At 61.9% G+C, this 16,747-nt stretch carries 14 protein-coding genes; 5 read left to right on the top strand and 9 right to left on the bottom strand.

What is annotated here, in order from left to right:
• Positions 1-174: 174 nt before the first annotated feature.
• Positions 175-546: a COG4315 family predicted lipoprotein gene (locus tag AAZU54_RS26245; RefSeq protein ID WP_405129178.1), complete on the bottom strand. Its 372-nt coding sequence runs from the start codon at positions 544-546 to the stop codon at positions 175-177.
• 149 nt (positions 547-695) lie between these two features.
• On the opposite strand from AAZU54_RS26245, the gene phoB reads away from it, so the two are divergent.
• The 3 genes from phoB to AAZU54_RS26230 all read left to right on the top strand — a co-directional run bounded on the left by phoB (position 696) and on the right by AAZU54_RS26230 (position 4,265).
• Positions 696-1,385 carry a phosphate regulon transcriptional regulator PhoB gene (gene phoB / locus AAZU54_RS26240; RefSeq protein WP_003253341.1) on the top strand — a complete coding sequence of 230 codons (690 nt, stop codon included), beginning with the start codon at positions 696-698 and terminating at the stop codon, positions 1,383-1,385.
• A gap of 47 nt (positions 1,386-1,432) precedes the next feature.
• Positions 1,433-2,740: a phosphate regulon sensor histidine kinase PhoR gene (phoR, locus tag AAZU54_RS26235; protein WP_186553046.1), complete on the top strand. Its 1,308-nt coding sequence runs from the start codon at positions 1,433-1,435 to the stop codon at positions 2,738-2,740.
• A gap of 184 nt (positions 2,741-2,924) precedes the next feature.
• Positions 2,925-4,265 (top strand): hemolysin family protein, encoded by a 1,341-nt coding sequence (locus AAZU54_RS26230; protein WP_186553047.1) that lies wholly within the window; start codon positions 2,925-2,927, stop codon positions 4,263-4,265.
• A 124-nt stretch (positions 4,266-4,389) separates the two neighbouring features.
• Here the strand turns inward: AAZU54_RS26230 and AAZU54_RS26225 are convergent, their stop codons facing one another.
• The 8 genes from AAZU54_RS26225 to AAZU54_RS26190 all read right to left on the bottom strand — a co-directional run bounded on the left by AAZU54_RS26225 (position 4,390) and on the right by AAZU54_RS26190 (position 14,942).
• Positions 4,390-5,286: a M23 family metallopeptidase gene (locus AAZU54_RS26225; protein ID WP_428628262.1), complete on the bottom strand. Its 897-nt coding sequence runs from the start codon at positions 5,284-5,286 to the stop codon at positions 4,390-4,392.
• Positions 5,287-5,446: 160 nt separating this feature from the next.
• Positions 5,447-6,349, bottom strand: coding sequence for a response regulator (locus AAZU54_RS26220; RefSeq protein WP_186553049.1), 903 nt, complete (start codon positions 6,347-6,349; stop codon positions 5,447-5,449).
• 163 nt (positions 6,350-6,512) lie between these two features.
• On the bottom strand, positions 6,513-7,283 hold the full coding sequence (phoU, locus tag AAZU54_RS26215) for a phosphate signaling complex protein PhoU (protein ID WP_312152187.1): 771 nt from the start codon (positions 7,281-7,283) through the stop codon (positions 6,513-6,515).
• A gap of 148 nt (positions 7,284-7,431) precedes the next feature.
• A complete protein-coding gene (pstB, locus tag AAZU54_RS26210) occupies positions 7,432-8,265 on the bottom strand; it encodes a phosphate ABC transporter ATP-binding protein PstB (protein WP_186553051.1) in 834 nt (277 codons plus the stop codon).
• A 73-nt stretch (positions 8,266-8,338) separates the two neighbouring features.
• The gene (pstA, locus tag AAZU54_RS26205) at positions 8,339-10,009 is read right to left on the bottom strand and encodes a phosphate ABC transporter permease PstA (protein ID WP_264234051.1); all 1,671 of its coding nucleotides are present in this window, start codon (positions 10,007-10,009) and stop codon (positions 8,339-8,341) included.
• A gap of 17 nt (positions 10,010-10,026) precedes the next feature.
• The gene (locus AAZU54_RS26200; protein WP_186553053.1) at positions 10,027-12,315 is read right to left on the bottom strand and encodes an ABC transporter permease subunit; all 2,289 of its coding nucleotides are present in this window, start codon (positions 12,313-12,315) and stop codon (positions 10,027-10,029) included.
• 138 nt (positions 12,316-12,453) lie between these two features.
• Entirely contained in the window at positions 12,454-13,452 is a 999-nt protein-coding gene (locus AAZU54_RS26195; RefSeq protein WP_186553054.1) for a phosphate ABC transporter substrate-binding protein PstS, read from the bottom strand.
• Positions 13,453-13,652: 200 nt separating this feature from the next.
• Complete coding sequence (locus AAZU54_RS26190; protein WP_186553055.1) at positions 13,653-14,942, bottom strand: MFS transporter; 1,290 nt, start codon at positions 14,940-14,942, stop codon at positions 13,653-13,655.
• 359 nt (positions 14,943-15,301) lie between these two features.
• On the opposite strand from AAZU54_RS26190, the gene AAZU54_RS26185 reads away from it, so the two are divergent.
• Both AAZU54_RS26185 and AAZU54_RS26180 read left to right on the top strand, forming a co-directional pair.
• Positions 15,302-15,700, top strand: a complete 399-nt coding sequence (locus AAZU54_RS26185) for an acyl-CoA thioesterase (protein ID WP_003253317.1) — start codon at positions 15,302-15,304, stop codon at positions 15,698-15,700.
• Positions 15,701-15,770: 70 nt separating this feature from the next.
• Positions 15,771-16,667: a D-hexose-6-phosphate mutarotase gene (locus AAZU54_RS26180; protein ID WP_186553056.1), complete on the top strand. Its 897-nt coding sequence runs from the start codon at positions 15,771-15,773 to the stop codon at positions 16,665-16,667.
• Positions 16,668-16,747: the final 80 nt, after the last annotated feature.

Below are 16,747 nucleotides of genomic sequence, written 5' to 3'. Positions count from 1 at the left end.
ACCATCTCAGCAGCCCGGATTTTCTGTTCTTTCGAGTATGACTTTCGCACTGATTTTGCCTCCAATTGGGCGCCATCATAGCGCCCGTAGAAGGTGTCCAAAATCATTAGGCCAGATCAGCTTGCCCGCGAAGGGCTGCAACGCAGACCCAAACTTGTCAGTGCGTAGGGCGCTTCAGGGTTTGGCAACGTGCCAAACGTCCTTCATGCCATCACCCGTGGTCTCCCCTGCCTTCTTGTCCTTGACGAAGGTATACAGCGGCTTGCCGTCATAGGCCCACTGCATGCTGCCATCGTCGCGGGTGACGTGGGTCCACTTGCCCTGGGCCGCTTCGTCATCGGCTTTGACCATCAACGGCGGCCAGTTCTTGGCACAATCGCCATTGCACATGGACTTGCCACCGGCATCCTTGTCGAACGTGTACAGCGTCATGCCGTCATGGTCGACCCACATGCCATCTTTCTCCATGGCATGGTGGGCAGATGCCACGCCCGGCAGTGCCAGCACAGCGAAAAGGGCCATCCAGTTCAGCGTTTTTCGTGTCATTGGATTTCACCGTTTTTGTTCGGGTGTGGGATTTAAAGCCTAGCTCAGTCATCAATACTTGCCGCAACGGCCCACGACATGTCACACGACTGCAATAATTCCGTTATCTAATGCGGGCCAAGACACCGTATCCAGGAGAGGTTTTGAGCATGGTTGGCAGGAACATTCTGATCGTCGACGACGAGGCACCGATTCGCGAGATGATCGCCGTTGCGTTGGAAATGGCCGGCTACGACTGCCTGGAAGCGGAGAATTCGCAACAGGCCCACGCCATCATCGTCGACCGCAAGCCAGACCTGATCCTACTCGACTGGATGCTCCCGGGCACCTCCGGCATCGAGCTGGCCCGCCGCCTCAAGCGCGACGAGCTGACGGGCGACATCCCGATCATCATGCTGACCGCCAAGGGTGAAGAGGACAACAAGATCCAGGGCCTGGAAGTCGGCGCCGATGACTACATCACCAAACCCTTCTCGCCGCGTGAACTGGTGGCTCGGCTCAAGGCCGTGCTGCGCCGCACCGGCCCCAGCGACAGCGAAGCGCCAATCGAAGTCGGCGGCCTGCTGCTCGACCCGATCAGCCACCGGGTGACCATCGATGGCAAGCCGGCCGAGATGGGCCCCACCGAATACCGCCTGCTGCAGTTCTTCATGACCCACCAGGAGCGCGCCTATACCCGTGGCCAGTTGCTCGACCAGGTCTGGGGCGGCAACGTCTATGTCGAGGAGCGCACCGTCGACGTGCACATCCGTCGCCTGCGCAAAGCGCTGGGTGAGGCCTACGAAAATCTGGTACAAACCGTCCGGGGCACCGGCTATCGCTTCTCGACCAAGAGCTGATCGAAGCCCGAGCGCCTAGCTGCACGCCGCTGTACAAGGACCGTCAATTGAACCAGAACTGGCACGCGACCCTGATTCGTCACCTGCTGCTGTTGATCACCGTCTGCCTGATCGGCGGGTTGATCAGCGGCTATTACGGCTGGAGCCTGGCCCTTGGCCTGGCGCTCTACCTGGGTTGGACCCTCAAGCAATTGCTGCGCCTGCACGACTGGCTGCGCAACCATCAACCCGACGAAGCACCACCCGACGGCTACGGCTTGTGGGGTGAAGTGTTCGACAGCATCTATCACCTGCAACGGCGCGACCAACGTGTGCGCGGCCGGCTGCAGGCCGTGATCGACCGGGTCCAGGAGTCCACCGCCGCGTTGCGCGATGCGGTGATCATGCTCGACAGCGATGGCAACCTGGAATGGTGGAACCGCGCCGCCGAGACCCTGCTGGGCTTCAAGACCCCGCAGGACGGCGGCCAGCAGGTGACCAACCTGGTCCGTCACCCGCGCTTCAAGGAATACTTCGAAGCGGAAAACTACCTCGAACCGCTGGAAATCCCCTCGCCGATCAACGACCGCATGCGGGTCCAGCTGCATATCACCCGGTATGGCAACAACGAGCATCTGATGCTGGTGCGCGATGTCACGCGCATCCATCAGCTCGAACAGATGCGCAAAGACTTCGTCGCCAACGTCTCCCATGAGTTGCGCACGCCACTGACGGTGATCACCGGCTACCTGGAGACGCTGCTGGACAACGTCGAAGACGTCAACCCGCGTTGGAGCCGGGCGCTGCAGCAGATGAGCCAGCAAGGCTCACGCATGCAGACCCTGCTCAACGACCTGCTGCTGTTGGCCAAGCTCGAAGCCACCGACTACCCCTCGGACAACCAGCCAGTGGCGGTGGATGCCCTGCTCAACGCGATCAAGAGCGATGCACAGGCATTGTCCGGGCCGCGTAACCAGCGGATCAGCCTGGAGGCGGCGCCCGGGGTTCATCTCAAGGGCAGCGAGTCGGAGCTGCGTAGCGCGTTTTCCAACCTGGTGTTCAATGCGGTCAAGTACACCCAGGATGAAGGCCACATCCGTATTCGTTGGTGGGCGGACGAGCAAGGCGCGCATCTGTCGGTACAAGACTCGGGGATGGGCATCGATGCCAAGCATTTGCCGCGCCTGACCGAGCGTTTCTACCGGGTCGACTCGAGCCGCAACTCCAACACTGGCGGCACCGGGCTGGGCTTGGCGATCGTCAAGCATGTGCTGTTGCGCCATCGTGGCCGGTTGGAGATCAGCAGTGTACTGGGGCATGGCAGTACCTTTACCTGCCACTTTGCGCCGGGACAGCTGGTGTCCAACAAAGCATAAGCGCCAAGCATCGCTGGGGCCGCTACGCGGTCCATCCCAGCGCTTCGGCGCCCCGACCAGCCAGCTCCACCGCAGCATACCCTTTGCTTTTGCGGCCTCAGCCGCTACATTGGCTGTCCTGTGCCAGCCTCTGCTGGCACTTGTTTTTCATCCTTTTCGAAGACGGACCCCGTAAAACCCCATCATGGACCCTTCCCCTGGTATCAGCTTCACCTCTCTGTTTGCCGACTTCGGCATGATTCTTTTTGCGCTGTTCCTGGTCTTGCTCAACGGCTTTTTCGTTGCCGCCGAGTTCGCCATGGTCAAGCTGCGCTCCACCCGCGTCGAGTCGATCGCCGAACTGCATGGCTGGCGTGGCAGCATCCTGCGCAAGGTGCACAACCAACTGGATGCCTACCTGTCGGCCTGCCAGCTGGGTATCACCCTGGCCTCGCTGGGCTTGGGCTGGGTCGGTGAACCTGCGTTCGCCCACTTGCTCGAACCGCTGCTGGCCTACCTTGGCGTCGATACGCCAGAGTTGATCAAGGGCATCTCGTTCTTCGTCGCCTTCTTCGTCATCTCCTACCTGCATATCGTGGTCGGCGAGCTGGCGCCCAAGTCGTGGGCGATCCGCAAACCCGAGCTGCTATCGCTGTGGACTGCAGTGCCGCTGTACGTGTTCTACTGGGCGATGTACCCGGCCATCTACCTGCTCAACGCCAGCGCCAACACCATCTTGCGCATTGCTGGCCAGGGCGAGCCTGGGCCGCACCATGAGCATCACTACAGCCGCGAAGAGCTCAAGCTGATCCTGCACTCCAGCCGCGGCCAGGACCCTAGCGACCAAGGCATGCGCGTGCTGGCCTCGGCCGTGGAGATGGGCGAGCTGGAAGTGGTCGACTGGGCCAACTCCCGCGAAGACATGATCAGCCTCGATGCCAAGGCGCCGCTGAAGGAAATCCTGGCGATGTTCCGCCGGCACAAGTTCAGCCGTTACCCGGTGTACGACGCCGAGCGTGAGGAGTTCACCGGCCTCTTGCACATCAAGGACCTGTTGCTGGAGCTGGCCGACCTGGACCACATCCCCGGCACCATCGACCTGGAAGACTTGTGCCGGCCGCTGGAGCGTGTGTCCCGCCACATGCCGCTGTCGCAGCTGCTGGAGCAGTTCCGCAAGGGCGGTGCACACTTCGTGCTGGTCGAGGAAGCCGATGGCAAGGTGATCGGTTACCTGACCATGGAGGACGTACTGGAAGTGCTGGTTGGCGACATTCAGGACGAGCACCGCAAGACCGAGCGCGGCATCCTCGCTTACCAGCCAGGCAAATTGCTGGTGCGCGGTGATACGCCGCTGTTCAAGGTCGAGCGTTTGCTCGGCGTGGACCTTGACCACATCGAGGCGGAGACCCTGGCAGGCTTGGTGTACGAGACGCTCAAGCGCGTGCCTGAGGAAGAAGAACTGCTTGAGGTCGAAGGGCTGCGGATCATCATCAAGAAGATGAAAGGGCCGAAGATCGTGCTGGCCAAGGTGCTCAAGCTCGACTGACCCGTTGGGGCCGCTTTTTGCGGCCCATCGCAGCGGTTCGGCGCCCCGACAAGCCAGCTCCTACAGGCAGCCCAAATACCTCGCTGCCTTGCACCAAATGGGGCTGTAAAGCAGCCCCCCATTCTCAGGGGTTACCGGCAGTGAAATTCGGTAGCCCGCCAATCGGCCGGTCGAACTGATACGGAATCGACTCCAGCGACAACCCGACATTACGCTGCACCACAAAATGCAGGTGCGGCCCGCTGCTGTTACCGGTATTGCCCGACTTGGCCAGGACCTCGCCCTGCCCCACCCGCTGACCTTCCCCCACCACCACCGATCCGCGCATCAGGTGCAGGTACACCCCCATGGTGCCGTCCGGGTGCAGGATGCGCACAAAATTGCCGGAAGGATGGGTGCCGCGTCCGCTCTGGCTGTTCTCAATCTTCACCACCACCCCGCCACGCGCCGCGACGATAGGCGTACCTTCAGGCATGGCAATGTCCATGGCGTAGCGGCCTTTGGCGCCAAAATGGCTGTAGCGACCGTTCGGCCCTTGGGTCAGACGGAATGGCCCACCCCGCCAGGGGAACGGGTAGCGAAACGCCTGGGGGCGCTGCACCGGGTCGCCCATGGCATAGTTCAACTTGCTCTGATAGCCCAGCTTCGCGCCTGGCCGCACCTTCACCACGCTTAGCACCTGGGTCGAGCGCGGCGGTAGCACGCGCCGGACAATACGCGGTGCATTGCCGCCAAGGGCATTGCTCAGGCGCAGCAGTCGTAACTCGACCTCAACAGGTGCGAATAGCTCGTTACGCGCCGAAAACCGAACGCCTCCTGCGAAGGCCTCAGTGTTTAGGCGTACCTGGCCTTCCAAACGTTCGACCATCGGTTCGCGGAAAATCAGAGGTTTGGCGCCCGCGCTCGGCCGCTCGGAATAGGACACCACTCCGAATTCATCAGTGGTCTTGTAGATGGTCATGCCCAGGCTCGACGCTGAGGCCAGGAGCAAGGCACAAAACAGCAGCAGGCGGCTGGGCATGATAGTGGCTTTTTGACAGGTTAGATCTGTCGAAGCCTAGCAGCCCAGTACCGGGGTGTAGGTGCAGTTGGTCGCCTGGATCAGGCAGTGCGCGCCTCATCGCGGGGCAAGCCCGCTGCCACGAGCTGGGCTTGCCCCGCGATGAGTCCTGAACCGGCGCTCAAGCGCCCGGGGTGAAGTGCTTCTGGGTAGTCCCGCGGGCAATCAGCCGCGACAGGTAGTCGAGCTTCTGCGCATCCTGGTCGACGAACTTGAACGTCAGCTGCAACCAGTCGCTCTCTGGCTTGGGCTCCAGCGCTGCTACGGCATGCAGATAGCCGTTGAGCCGCGCGACCTCGGCGTTCTCACCCTGCTCCAGGTCCAGCACCGCGCCTTCCAACACTTGTGGCAGATTGGCGCTACGACGCACGACCAGCAGCGCCTCCTTGAGGCTCAACGCCTTGATCACGCATTGCTGGGTGCCGCTGGACAAACGCAACTGGCCTTGGCCGCGCCCGCTCTGCGCAGCGGCAGCCGCCGTACGCGGTGTCGGGGCATTGATCAGCGGTTTGGCAGCTGCTGGAGCCGGCGCTGGCGCGACTTTGGCCGCTTCAGGCCGTCCACCGGTCAGGGCGCTGAGCGAATCGTTGGCGAACGCCGAATTGACCCGCGCCGGCCCACCTGCCAGCAGGCTGTCCAGCTTGCCGATCTTGCTCAGCGACTTCTTCACCTTGGTCAGCAGCTGCTCGTTGGTGAACGGTTTGCCGACGAAGTCGGAAACGCCGGCCTGAATCGCCTGAATAACGTTTTCCTTGTCACCGCGGCTGGTCACCATGATGAACTGCAGGGCTTTCATTTCAGGCTGCTGGCGGCACCAGGTGAGCAGTTCGAGGCCGGACATCTCCGGCATCTCCCAGTCGCACAGGACCAGGTCGTAGGTTTCCTTGCTCAGCATCGCCATGGCCTTGCGACCGTTGACCGCGTCTTCGATGACCATGCCGGGGAAGGCATTGCGCAGGCACTTCTTTACCAGGTCACGGATGAACGGCGCGTCATCCACAACCAGCACATTGACTTTACTCATCAACACTCCTCTTGATCCCGACTAGCATACCGCTGACTGATGGCCATTTGCCAAACCACTGGTCACGCCGGGAGTTCTCACATTGTTCGCGGGTGCCTGCTGGCTGCTCGACCGCAAACGAAAACGCCCGGCACAGGCCGGGCGTTCATGCTCGGGAGCAATCCTATTTATCGTCCGATTCAGCCGGAACATTAGCGATTTCACCCTCGACCCCGGCGTTGCCTTCGACTTCCGCCTTCATCCGCTTGAGGCCCAGGTGGCGCACGTCAGTGCCGCGCACCAGGTAGATCACCAGCTCGGCGATGTTGCGTGCGTGGTCGCCGATCCGCTCCAGCGAACGCAGGGCCCAGATCACGCTGAGGACACGCGAGATCGAACGCGGGTCTTCCATCATGTAGGTGACCAGCTCGCGCAGGGCAGTCTTGTATTCGCGGTCGATGGTCTTGTCGTACTGGGCCACCGACAGGGCCAGCTCGGCATCGAAGCGGGCGAACGCGTCCAGCGCGTCACGGACCATGTTGCGCACCTGATCGCCAATGTGGCGCACCTCGACGTAGCCGCGCGGCGACTCGCCTTCCTCGCACAGCTGGATGGCGCGACGGGCGATCTTGGTCGACTCGTCACCGATGCGCTCCAGGTCGATCACCGACTTGGAGATGCTGATGATCAAGCGCAGGTCGGACGCCGCAGGCTGGCGACGAGCGAGGATGCGCACGCATTCCTCGTCGATGTTGCGCTCCATCTGGTTGATCTGTTCATCGACTTCACGCACCTGCTGAGCCAGGCCAGAGTCGGCTTCGATCAGCGCAGTGACCGCGTCGTTGACCTGCTTCTCGACCAGCCCACCCATCGCCAGGAGGTGGCTGCGAACCTCTTCGAGCTCGGCGTTGAACTGCTGGGAGATGTGATGGGTAAGGCTTTCTTTGTTGATCATGCGTTCGCTCCGCGAGCTGCAAGCTTCAAGTGTGTTCGTGTGGGAGCGGGCTTGCCCGCGAAGCAGGCGCCTACGGCGCATGGCATGGGCTTCGCCCTTGTTCGCGGGCCAGCCCGCTCCCACAGGGTCCGAGTCGTTCCTGCGGCCTCTAGCCGTAACGACCGGTGATGTAGTCTTCGGTCTGTTTCTTCGCCGGGTTGGTGAACAGCGTATCGGTATCACCGAACTCGATCAGTTTGCCCATGTACATGAACGCGGTGTAGTCCGAGACACGCGCCGCCTGTTGCATGTTGTGGGTAACGATGACGATGGTGTACTTGGATTTCAATTCGTAGATCAGCTCTTCGACCTTCAAGGTCGAGATCGGGTCGAGTGCCGAGCACGGCTCATCGAGCAGCAGCACTTCAGGCTCGACGGCAATGGTACGGGCGATGACCAAACGTTGCTGCTGACCACCGGACAGGCCCAGCGCCGACTCGTGCAGGCGGTCCTTGACCTCATCCCACAGGGCCGCGCCCTTGAGTGCCCACTCAACGGCCTCATCGAGGGTGCGTTTCTTGTTGATGCCCTGGATGCGCAGGCCGTAGACCACGTTTTCATAAATGGTCTTGGGGAACGGGTTAGGCTTCTGGAACACCATGCCGACCCGCCTACGCAGCTCGGCGACGTCTTCGCCCTTGCGGTAGATGTTGTTGCCGTACAGGTTGATCTCGCCTTCGACGCGGCAGCCATCGACCAAGTCGTTCATGCGGTTGAACGTGCGCAGCAGGGTCGACTTACCGCAGCCGGACGGGCCGATGAAGGCGGTCACGCGCTGTTTGGGGATGTTCATGCTGACGTCGAACAACGCCTGCTTGTCGCCGTAGTACAGGGACAGACCGGGCACTTCGATGGCCACGGTCTCTTCGGCCAGGCGCAGGCTCTGCTTGTCGCGCCCCAGGGCCGACATGTCGATGCCGTGGGTGTGGGATTCTTGCTGCATGGTCAACTCCATACGCTATCAATTCGTTTCAAAGCGCCGCCCGGCTCGCGGGCGGCATGCTTGCTAATCAGACTCAGTGGTCGAGCGCCTTGTACTTCTCGCGCAGGTGGTTACGGATCCACACCGCCGAAAGGTTGAGGGTGGCGATCACCAGCACCAGCAACAGCGCGGTGGCGTACACCAGCGGTCGCGCGGCCTCGACGTTCGGGCTCTGGAAGCCGACGTCATAGATGTGGAAGCCCAGGTGCATGATCTTCTGGTCCAGGTGCAGGTAAGGGTAGTTACCGTCCACTGGCAGCGATGGCGCCAGCTTGACCACACCCACCAGCATCAGCGGTGCCACTTCACCGGCGGCACGTGCCACGGCGAGGATCATGCCGGTCATCATCGCCGGGCTGGCCATTGGCAGGACGATCTTCCACAGCGTCTCGGCCTTGGTCGCGCCGAGGGCCAGCGAGCCCTCGCGCACGGTCCGCGGGATCCGCGCCAGACCTTCTTCGGTGGCCACGATCACCACCGGCACGGCCAGCAGGGCCAGGGTCAACGAAGCCCACAGCAGACCTGGAGTCCCCAGGGTTGGCGCCGGCAGGGCTTCAGGGAAGAACAGCCGGTCGATCGAACCACCCAGCACGTAGACGAAGAAGCCCAGGCCGAACACGCCGTAGACGATCGCCGGAACACCCGCCAGGTTGTTCACCGCGATGCGGATCAGCCGCGTTACCGGGCCCTGGCGGGCATATTCACGCAGGTACACCGCAGCCAGCACGCCGAACGGGGTGACGATCACGGCCATGATCAGGGTCATCATCACCGTACCGAAGATGGCCGGGAAGATACCGCCCTCGGTGTTGGCTTCACGCGGGTCGTCGCTCAAGAACTCCCAGACCTTGGCAAAGTAGGTGCCCAGCTTGGTGAAGGTACCCATGCCGTTTGGCTGATAGGCATGCACCACCTTGTCCAGGTTGATCTCGACTTCGCGGCCATTGCCATCACGGGCAACCAGGCTGTCACGGCTGAACTCGCTGTGCAGCGCGCCCAGGCGGTCTTCGATGGCCTTGTAGCGGCTGTTCAGCTCGGCGCGCTCGGCGTCCATGTCCGCCTGAGCAGCGGCGTCCAGCTTGCCGTCGAGCTCAAGCTTACGGCTGTGCAGGCGCAGGCGCTCCAGGCCATGGTTGATCGCGCCGATGTCTTTCTTCTCAAGGGTCTGCAGCTCGCCGGCCAGTTTGCTGGCACGCTTGAGGCGCGCTTGCAGTTCGGTCCAGGCCGCTTGGCCTTCGGCGACGACCTTGCCGTTCTCCTTGACGCTGACCAGGTAGCCGTAGAAGTTGCCCCATTCGCGACGCTCCAGGGCGATCAGTTCGGCGGGGGTGGTTTGATCCACCAGCCAGTCACCGACCACCCAGGTGAAGTCGCTGCCATTGAGGTCGCGGTTGCCGACCTTGATCAGCTCGCGGGTCATGAACTCCGGGCCGTTATCCGGCACCGGCAGACCGGCGCCCTTCAAGCGCGCCAGCGGTACTTCTTCCTTCTGTACCACTTCACCGATGACTACATGATCAGCCTGGCCCGGCACCTTATAGGTGGCCTGGATCAGGTCGGCCGGCCAGAAGTGGCCCAGGCCACGCACGGCGATCACCGCCAGCAGGCCCACGGTCATGATCACTGCGATGGCGACCGCGCCACCGCTGATCCAGACGCCGGGGGCGCCGCTCTTGAACCAGCCTTTGAGGGAATCCTTTTTCACGGATCTCTACCTTTCTATCAAAGCGACGAGTATTTCTTGCGCAGACGCTGACGAATCAGCTCGGCCAGGGTGTTCATCACGAAGGTGAACATCAGCAGTACCAGCGCGGCGAGGAACAGCACGCGGTAGTGGCTGCCGCCGACTTCCGACTCGGGCATCTCCACCGCGACGTTGGCGGCCAGGGTACGCATGCCTTCAAACAGGTTCATTTCCATGACCGGGGTGTTACCGGTGGCCATCAACACGATCATGGTCTCGCCCACTGCACGACCCATGCCGATCATCAGCGCCGAGAAGATACCCGGGCTGGCCGTGAGGATGACCACGCGGGTCAGGGTTTGCCATGGCGTGGCACCCAGCGCCAGCGAACCCAGGGTCAGGCTGCGTGGCACGCTGAACACGGCGTCTTCGGCGATCGAGTAGATGTTCGGGATCACCGCGAAGCCCATGGCGATACCGACTACCAAGGCGTTGCGCTGGTCGTAGGTGATGCCCAGGTCGTTGCTGATCCACAGGCGCATGTCGCCGCCGAACCACCAGGTTTCAATGAACGGGCTCATGTACAGAGCGAACCAGCCGGTGAACAGGATCACCGGGATCAAAATCGCGGCTTCCCAGCCATCCGGCACACGCAGGCGCAGCGATTCCGGCAGGCGGCTCCAGGTGAAGCCGGCCAGCAAGATACCGATCGGCATCAACAGGAACAGGCTGAACACACCCGGCAGGTGGCCTTCAAGGTACGGCGCGAGGAACAGGCCGGCGAAGAAGCCGAGGATCACCGTCGGCATCGCTTCCATCAGCTCGATCACCGGCTTGACCTTGCGGCGCATGCCAGGGGCCATGAAGTAGGCCGTGTAGATCGCTGCGGCAATGGCCAGCGGCGCCGCCAGGATCATCGCGTAGAACGCGGCCTTGAGGGTACCGAAGGTCAGTGGCGAAAGGCTCAGCTTAGGCTCGAAGTCGGTGTTCGATGCAGTCGACTGCCAAACGTACTTGGGCTCGTCGTAGTTCTCGTACCAGACCTTGCTCCACAGTGCGCTCCAGGACACTTCCGGATGCGGGTTCTTCAGGCTCAGCGGCAGCAGCTTGCCGCCTTCTTCGATGAAGATGCGGTTGGCGCGTGGCGACAGCGCGAGGATACCCGCGCCTTCGGCGGCAGGCTCGACCAGCAGGGTACGATGCGCGGTGCTGTGGAACACGCCGAGCTTGCCGGCGCTGTCCAGGGCGATGAAACCTTTGCGGCGCTCTTCGGCGTCGATCTGCACCACCGGGGCGTTGCCCATCTGGAAGCTGCGAATCAGCTTGAAGCGCTGCTCGCCATCCGGGTCGCGGGCCATGAACCACTGGCTCAGGCCACCTTTGGAATCACCGAAGATCAGCGAGATACCGCCGACCAGCTGGGCACTGGCGGTGATCTCGGCCTGGCCGTCGTCGAGCAGCTTGTAGCGACCGTTGAGGCTCTTGTCGCGCAGGCTGAACACGTCGGCCTGGGCGCGACCGTTAACCACATACAGCCATTGCTGGCGCGGGTCGATGAAGATCGCCTTCACCGGCTCGGTCATTTGCGGCAGGTCGATGCGGTTCTGCTCGCTGGTGACCTCACCGGTCATCATGTTCTCTTCGCGAGTCAGCTGGGTCACCAGCAGTTGCGAACCGTGCGAACCGGCTACCGTGACGGTCTCGCCGTTGACGTTGACGCTGACGTGCTCAAGCGCGCGGCCCTGCTCGTCGAGCACGAACGGTTCCTGGCCATACGGGAAATCGATGCCAGGGGTAATGGTCTTCTTGTTGTCCGGGTAGGTGATCTTGTAGGTGTGGTGGAACACCACCGCCTGACCATTGGACAGGCCCAGCACGATTAGCGGGCTACCCGGCTGGTCGGTACTGATCGACGTCACCTGGGCGCCTGCCGGAACGGGCAGGTTCACGCGATTGATTTCAGCACCGCTCTTGGTGTCGAAAAACAGCGCCTGGCCTTTATCGGACACACGCATGCCGACCAGGTTTTGCTCCTCGAGGGCGATCATCAGCGGTTTGCCGGCATCCTGCTGCAGCCAGGTCGGCTCCAGGGCCTTCTTGCTGGTCAGTTCGGCGCCCTGGAACAGTGGCAGCACGACATAGGCCAGATAGAAGAAGATCAGGGTGATTGCCGCCAGCACGGCAAGCCCGCCCACCAGTACATACCAGCGGGTCAGGCGATCCTTGAACGCACGCATTTTGCGCTTGCGTTGCAACTCGGGCGTATTGAAATCAATCCGCACGGGGGGAGAATTTTGGGTCATGGTGGAGTTGGCCAGATCATTCATGCGCACACCCTAGCGGTCCCGTATTACAAAAACATGACAGTGCATTGACGCAAAAAAGCCCGCCGCTCAGGAGTTCTGGCTTCGGACCGAGAATGGGTGGGAGGGCTAGCCGCAGGCCAGCCCTCACCGGGGTCTCACTTACTTCTTGGCAACGTTACCGTTGTGCGACAGACCGAGGTCAGCCATGGCCTTGTCGACCACTTTCTTCGGCAATGGGATGTAGCCATCCTTGACCACGACCTGCTGGCCAGCTTGCGACAGGACCAGCTTGATGAACTCGGCGTCCAGCGGGGCCAGAGGCTTGTTCGGCGCCTTGTTGACGTAGACGTAGAGGAAGCGCGACAGCGGGTAGGTGCCGTTCAGGGCGTTGCTTTCGTTGTCTTCAACGAACTCGCCGCCTTCTTTCTTGGCCAGGGCTACAGTCTTGACGCTGGCGGTCTTGTAACCGATGCCCGAGTAGCCGATGCCGTTCAGCGAGCTGCTGATCGACTGCACGACCGAAGCTGAGCCAGGCTGTTCGTTGACGTTAGGCTTGAAGTCGCCTTTGCACAGGGCTTCTTCCTTGAAGTAGCCGTAGGTGCCAGATACCGAGTTACGGCCGAACAGCTGCACTGGCTTGTTGGCCAGGTCGCCAGTCACGCCCAGGTCGCCCCAGGTTTTCACGTCGGCTTTGCCGCCGCACAGGCGAGTCGAGGAGAAGATCGCATCGACCTGCGCCATGGTCAGGCCCTTGATCGGGTTGTCCTTGTGCACGAATACGGCCAGGGCGTCGACGGCAACCGGGATGGCGGTTGGCTTGTAGCCGTACTTCTGCTCGAAGGCCTGCAGCTCGACGTCCTTCATCTTGCGGCTCATCGGGCCGAGGTTGGCGGTGCCCTCGGTCAGCGCGGGTGGCGCGGTGGAGGAGCCGGCAGCCTGGATCTGGATGTTTACGTTCGGATATTCCTTCTTGTAGGCCTCGGCCCACAGCGTCATCAGGTTGGCGAGGGTGTCGGAACCTACGCTGGAGAGGTTGCCCGAAACACCGGTGGTCTTGGTGTAGGTCGGGATTGCTGGGTCGACAGCGGCTACCGCATTGGCGGTGGCAACGCCAGCGGCGGCGAAGGTAAGGGCCGCCATCAAACGCTTCAGTTTCATGCCTTGCTCCTAGCAGGAATATTTGGGGTGTTGGATGGATCGGGCCCAAGTATCTGCAGGCCGCATGAACACGATATGACTCCAATGTGACAATTGGATGAAAGGCCATCACCGCGAATGCGGGATGGCCTTTCAGGATGTTTCAAGGTTATGCGGATAGGCTGCAAATCAGCCCCAAATCCTCAAGCCTTACCGATTACTCAGCGCTTGTTCGCCAACAGGTAAAGCCCCACCAACAGACCAACGGCGCACAAACCCGCCACATAGTAAGCAGGCGCCATCGGGCTAAGCTTGAGCAACGCCGTCACCACCATCGGCGTCAGACCACCGAAAATGGCGTAGGCGACGTTGTAGGAGAATGACAACCCACTGAACCGCACCACCGCCGGGAACGCCTTGACCATCACATACGGCACTGCGCCAATCACCCCGACGCACAGGCCAGTCAGCGCGTACAGCGGGAACAGCAGGTCCGGCCGAGTCGGCAGGCTGTGGTAGAACGTCCACGAGGTCACCAGCAACGCCAGGCTGCCGATCACGAATACTCGCCCAGCACCAAAGCGATCCGCCAGACTGCCGGAACCAATGCAGCCCAGGCTGAGCAGCACGATCGCCAGGCTGTTGGCCTTGAGCGAGTCGGTCGGGCTGATGTGATAGAGACTCTGCAGCAGCGCCGGGGTCATCAGGATGACCACCACGACGCCAGCCGACAGCAGCCAGGTCAGCAGCATCGACAGGATGATCGCCCCGCGGTGATCACGCAGCACCGCGCGCAGTGGCAGCTCTTCAGCCAGCGCCTTGCGCTGCTGCATCTCGGCGAACACTGGGGTCTCGTGCAACCAGCGGCGCAGGTAGACCGCGAACAGGCCGAACACACCACCGAGCAGGAACGGAATCCGCCAGGCGTAATCCGCCACTTCCTCGACGGTATAAACCGTGTTGATCAGCGTCGCTACCAGCGAGCCCAGCAAAATCCCGGCGGTAAGCCCGGCAGTCAGCGTGCCGCAGGCGTAGCCGGTGTTGCGCGCCGGCACATGCTCGGAGACGAACACCCAGGCGCCCGGCACCTCTCCACCAATCGCCGCGCCCTGAATGACCCGCATCAACAGCAGCAGGATCGGCGCCCACAGGCCGATCTGCGCGTAGGTTGGCAGCAGGCCCATGATCAGCGTCGGCAGGGCCATCATGAAGATGCTCAAGGTGAACATCTTCTTGCGCCCCAGCAGGTCGCCGAAGTGCGCCATGACGATGCCGCCGAGCGGGCGCGCCAAGTAACCGGCAGCAAAGATGCCGAAGGTCTGCATCAGGCGTAGCCATTCGGGCATGTCTGGCGGGAAGAACAGCTTGCCCACCACCGTGGCGAAGAACACGAAGATGATGAAGTCGTAGAACTCCAGCGCGCCGCCCAGGGCGGACAATGAGAGCGTCTTGTAGTCACTGCGGGTCAGCGGCCGCGAGGGCTGCTCGATACTGCTGGGCACGGAGGTCATCGATTATCTCTTGTAGGTCGTGCAGGCCGCTTGGCACGCGGCTTCTGGATTGGTGAGCAGCGAAGATAGCAAATTGGCGCGCTACGCTCATAGCGATACAAAAACACTACAGATATTCATGAATGCGCGGTCGTCGCTGGCTGTGAGGCTCTATATACTGCCCATTCGTAGCAAAAGGTTGCTCCCGATGTGGGATGTTGTGCGAAAACGCCGGTCACTATGCTCAGGCGGTTTCGCAGAGTTTCCCTTCGGCCGCCCTGCGAAGCGAAATCAGCGTAGTATGTTTTTAGCTGAATCGATTTCTCGGCGTCCTTCATTGCGCCAACCAACGAAGCGTCACGGGTCAGAGGCCCCACGGCATGATTGAGCTCGAACAAGAAGATCCTATCCCGCAGGGCGACCTGGCCTTGCAAATTACTGCGTTACCCCGCGAAACCAACGGCTTTGGTGACATCTTCGGCGGCTGGCTGGTCGCGCAGATGGACCTGGCCGGCACCGCCATGGCCAGCCGTGTCGCAGGCGGCCGGGTGGCCACCGTGGCGATCGACCGCATGGCCTTCCTGGTCCCGGTAGCGGTAGGCGCACAACTGTCCTTCTATACCCAGACCCTGGAAATCGGCCGCAGCTCGATCCAGATGATGGTCGAAGTGTGGAGCGACGATCCGCTGTCCAGCGAATGGCGCAAGGTCACCGAAGCGGTGTTCGTGTTCGTCGCCATCGATGGCAGTGGCCGTACCCGTTCTGTGCCTCGTCGCTGAGTCTGGCTGGCGGTAAACTCGTTGCAAGGCACAAGGTCCAAGGCCTACATGCAATCAACGAGACAAGCGTATGGCTAATTTCAAGGTTGAAACCGAGCTCCACGGCGAGCTCAATTGCTGGCGCATCAGCAGCGCTCATGCCGAACTACTGATCGCCCAGCAAGGCGCACAGATCCTCAGCTATCAGCGAATCGGCGAGCCGCCGTTGCTGTGGCTGAGCGACCAGGCCATCTTCCGCCAGGGTAAATCCGTGCGCGCCGGGGTACCGGTGTGCTGGCCGTGGTTTGGCAACTTGCAGCGCAACCCCGAATCCGTCCAAGCCATGTACAAAGGCGACCAGGCTCCGGCCCACGGGTTGGCGCGCGGACGCGACTGGCAATTGCGCAGGGTCGAAGAGGTCGGCGCCAACCTTCAGATCGAGTTCGAACTGCCCGAGGCGCAAGGCGATCTGCCCGGCTGGGCGCATGAGGTCGAGTTGAAGCTGCTGATCGAGCTGGGTGAGCAATTGCGCGTGACTCTGACCAGCTACAACCTGGGCAACGACAGCGTGACCATCAGCCAGGCCCTGCACAGCTACTTCGCCGTCAGCGACGTACGCCAGGCGCGCGTTGAGGGTGTGCAGGGGCTGGACTACATCGAGACCCTGGCCGATTGGCAGCAGCGCACGCAAACCGGCGCGCTGGGCTTTGCCGGGGAGACCGACCGGATCTATCTGCACACCCCTGAGCGCTTGAGCATTGTCGACCCGCACTGGAATCGACGGATTACCCTGGCCAGCAGCGGCTCGCGCTCGGCAGTGATCTGGAACCCGTGGACCGAGCGAGCCAAGGAGCTGGCGGACATGGCCGATGATGGCTGGCAGCGGATGCTGTGCATCGAGACGGCGAATGTCTGGGATGATGTGGTGGTGCTCAGGCCTGGGGCGAGTCATGCCCTAAGCGTGGTGATTGGCAGCGAGGCGCTCTGATCTGACCGACCTCATCGCGGGGCAAGCCCTCTCCCACGCCAGCCTCCTGATGACGCGGGCTGCGTGGGAGAGGGCTTGCC

The sequence above is a fragment of the Pseudomonas sp. Je.1.5.c genome, from assembly GCF_051129895.1.
GTDB classification, from domain to species: domain Bacteria; phylum Pseudomonadota; class Gammaproteobacteria; order Pseudomonadales; family Pseudomonadaceae; genus Aquipseudomonas; species Aquipseudomonas urmiensis.
This window is presented reverse-complemented; position numbering and strand designations above follow the sequence as displayed.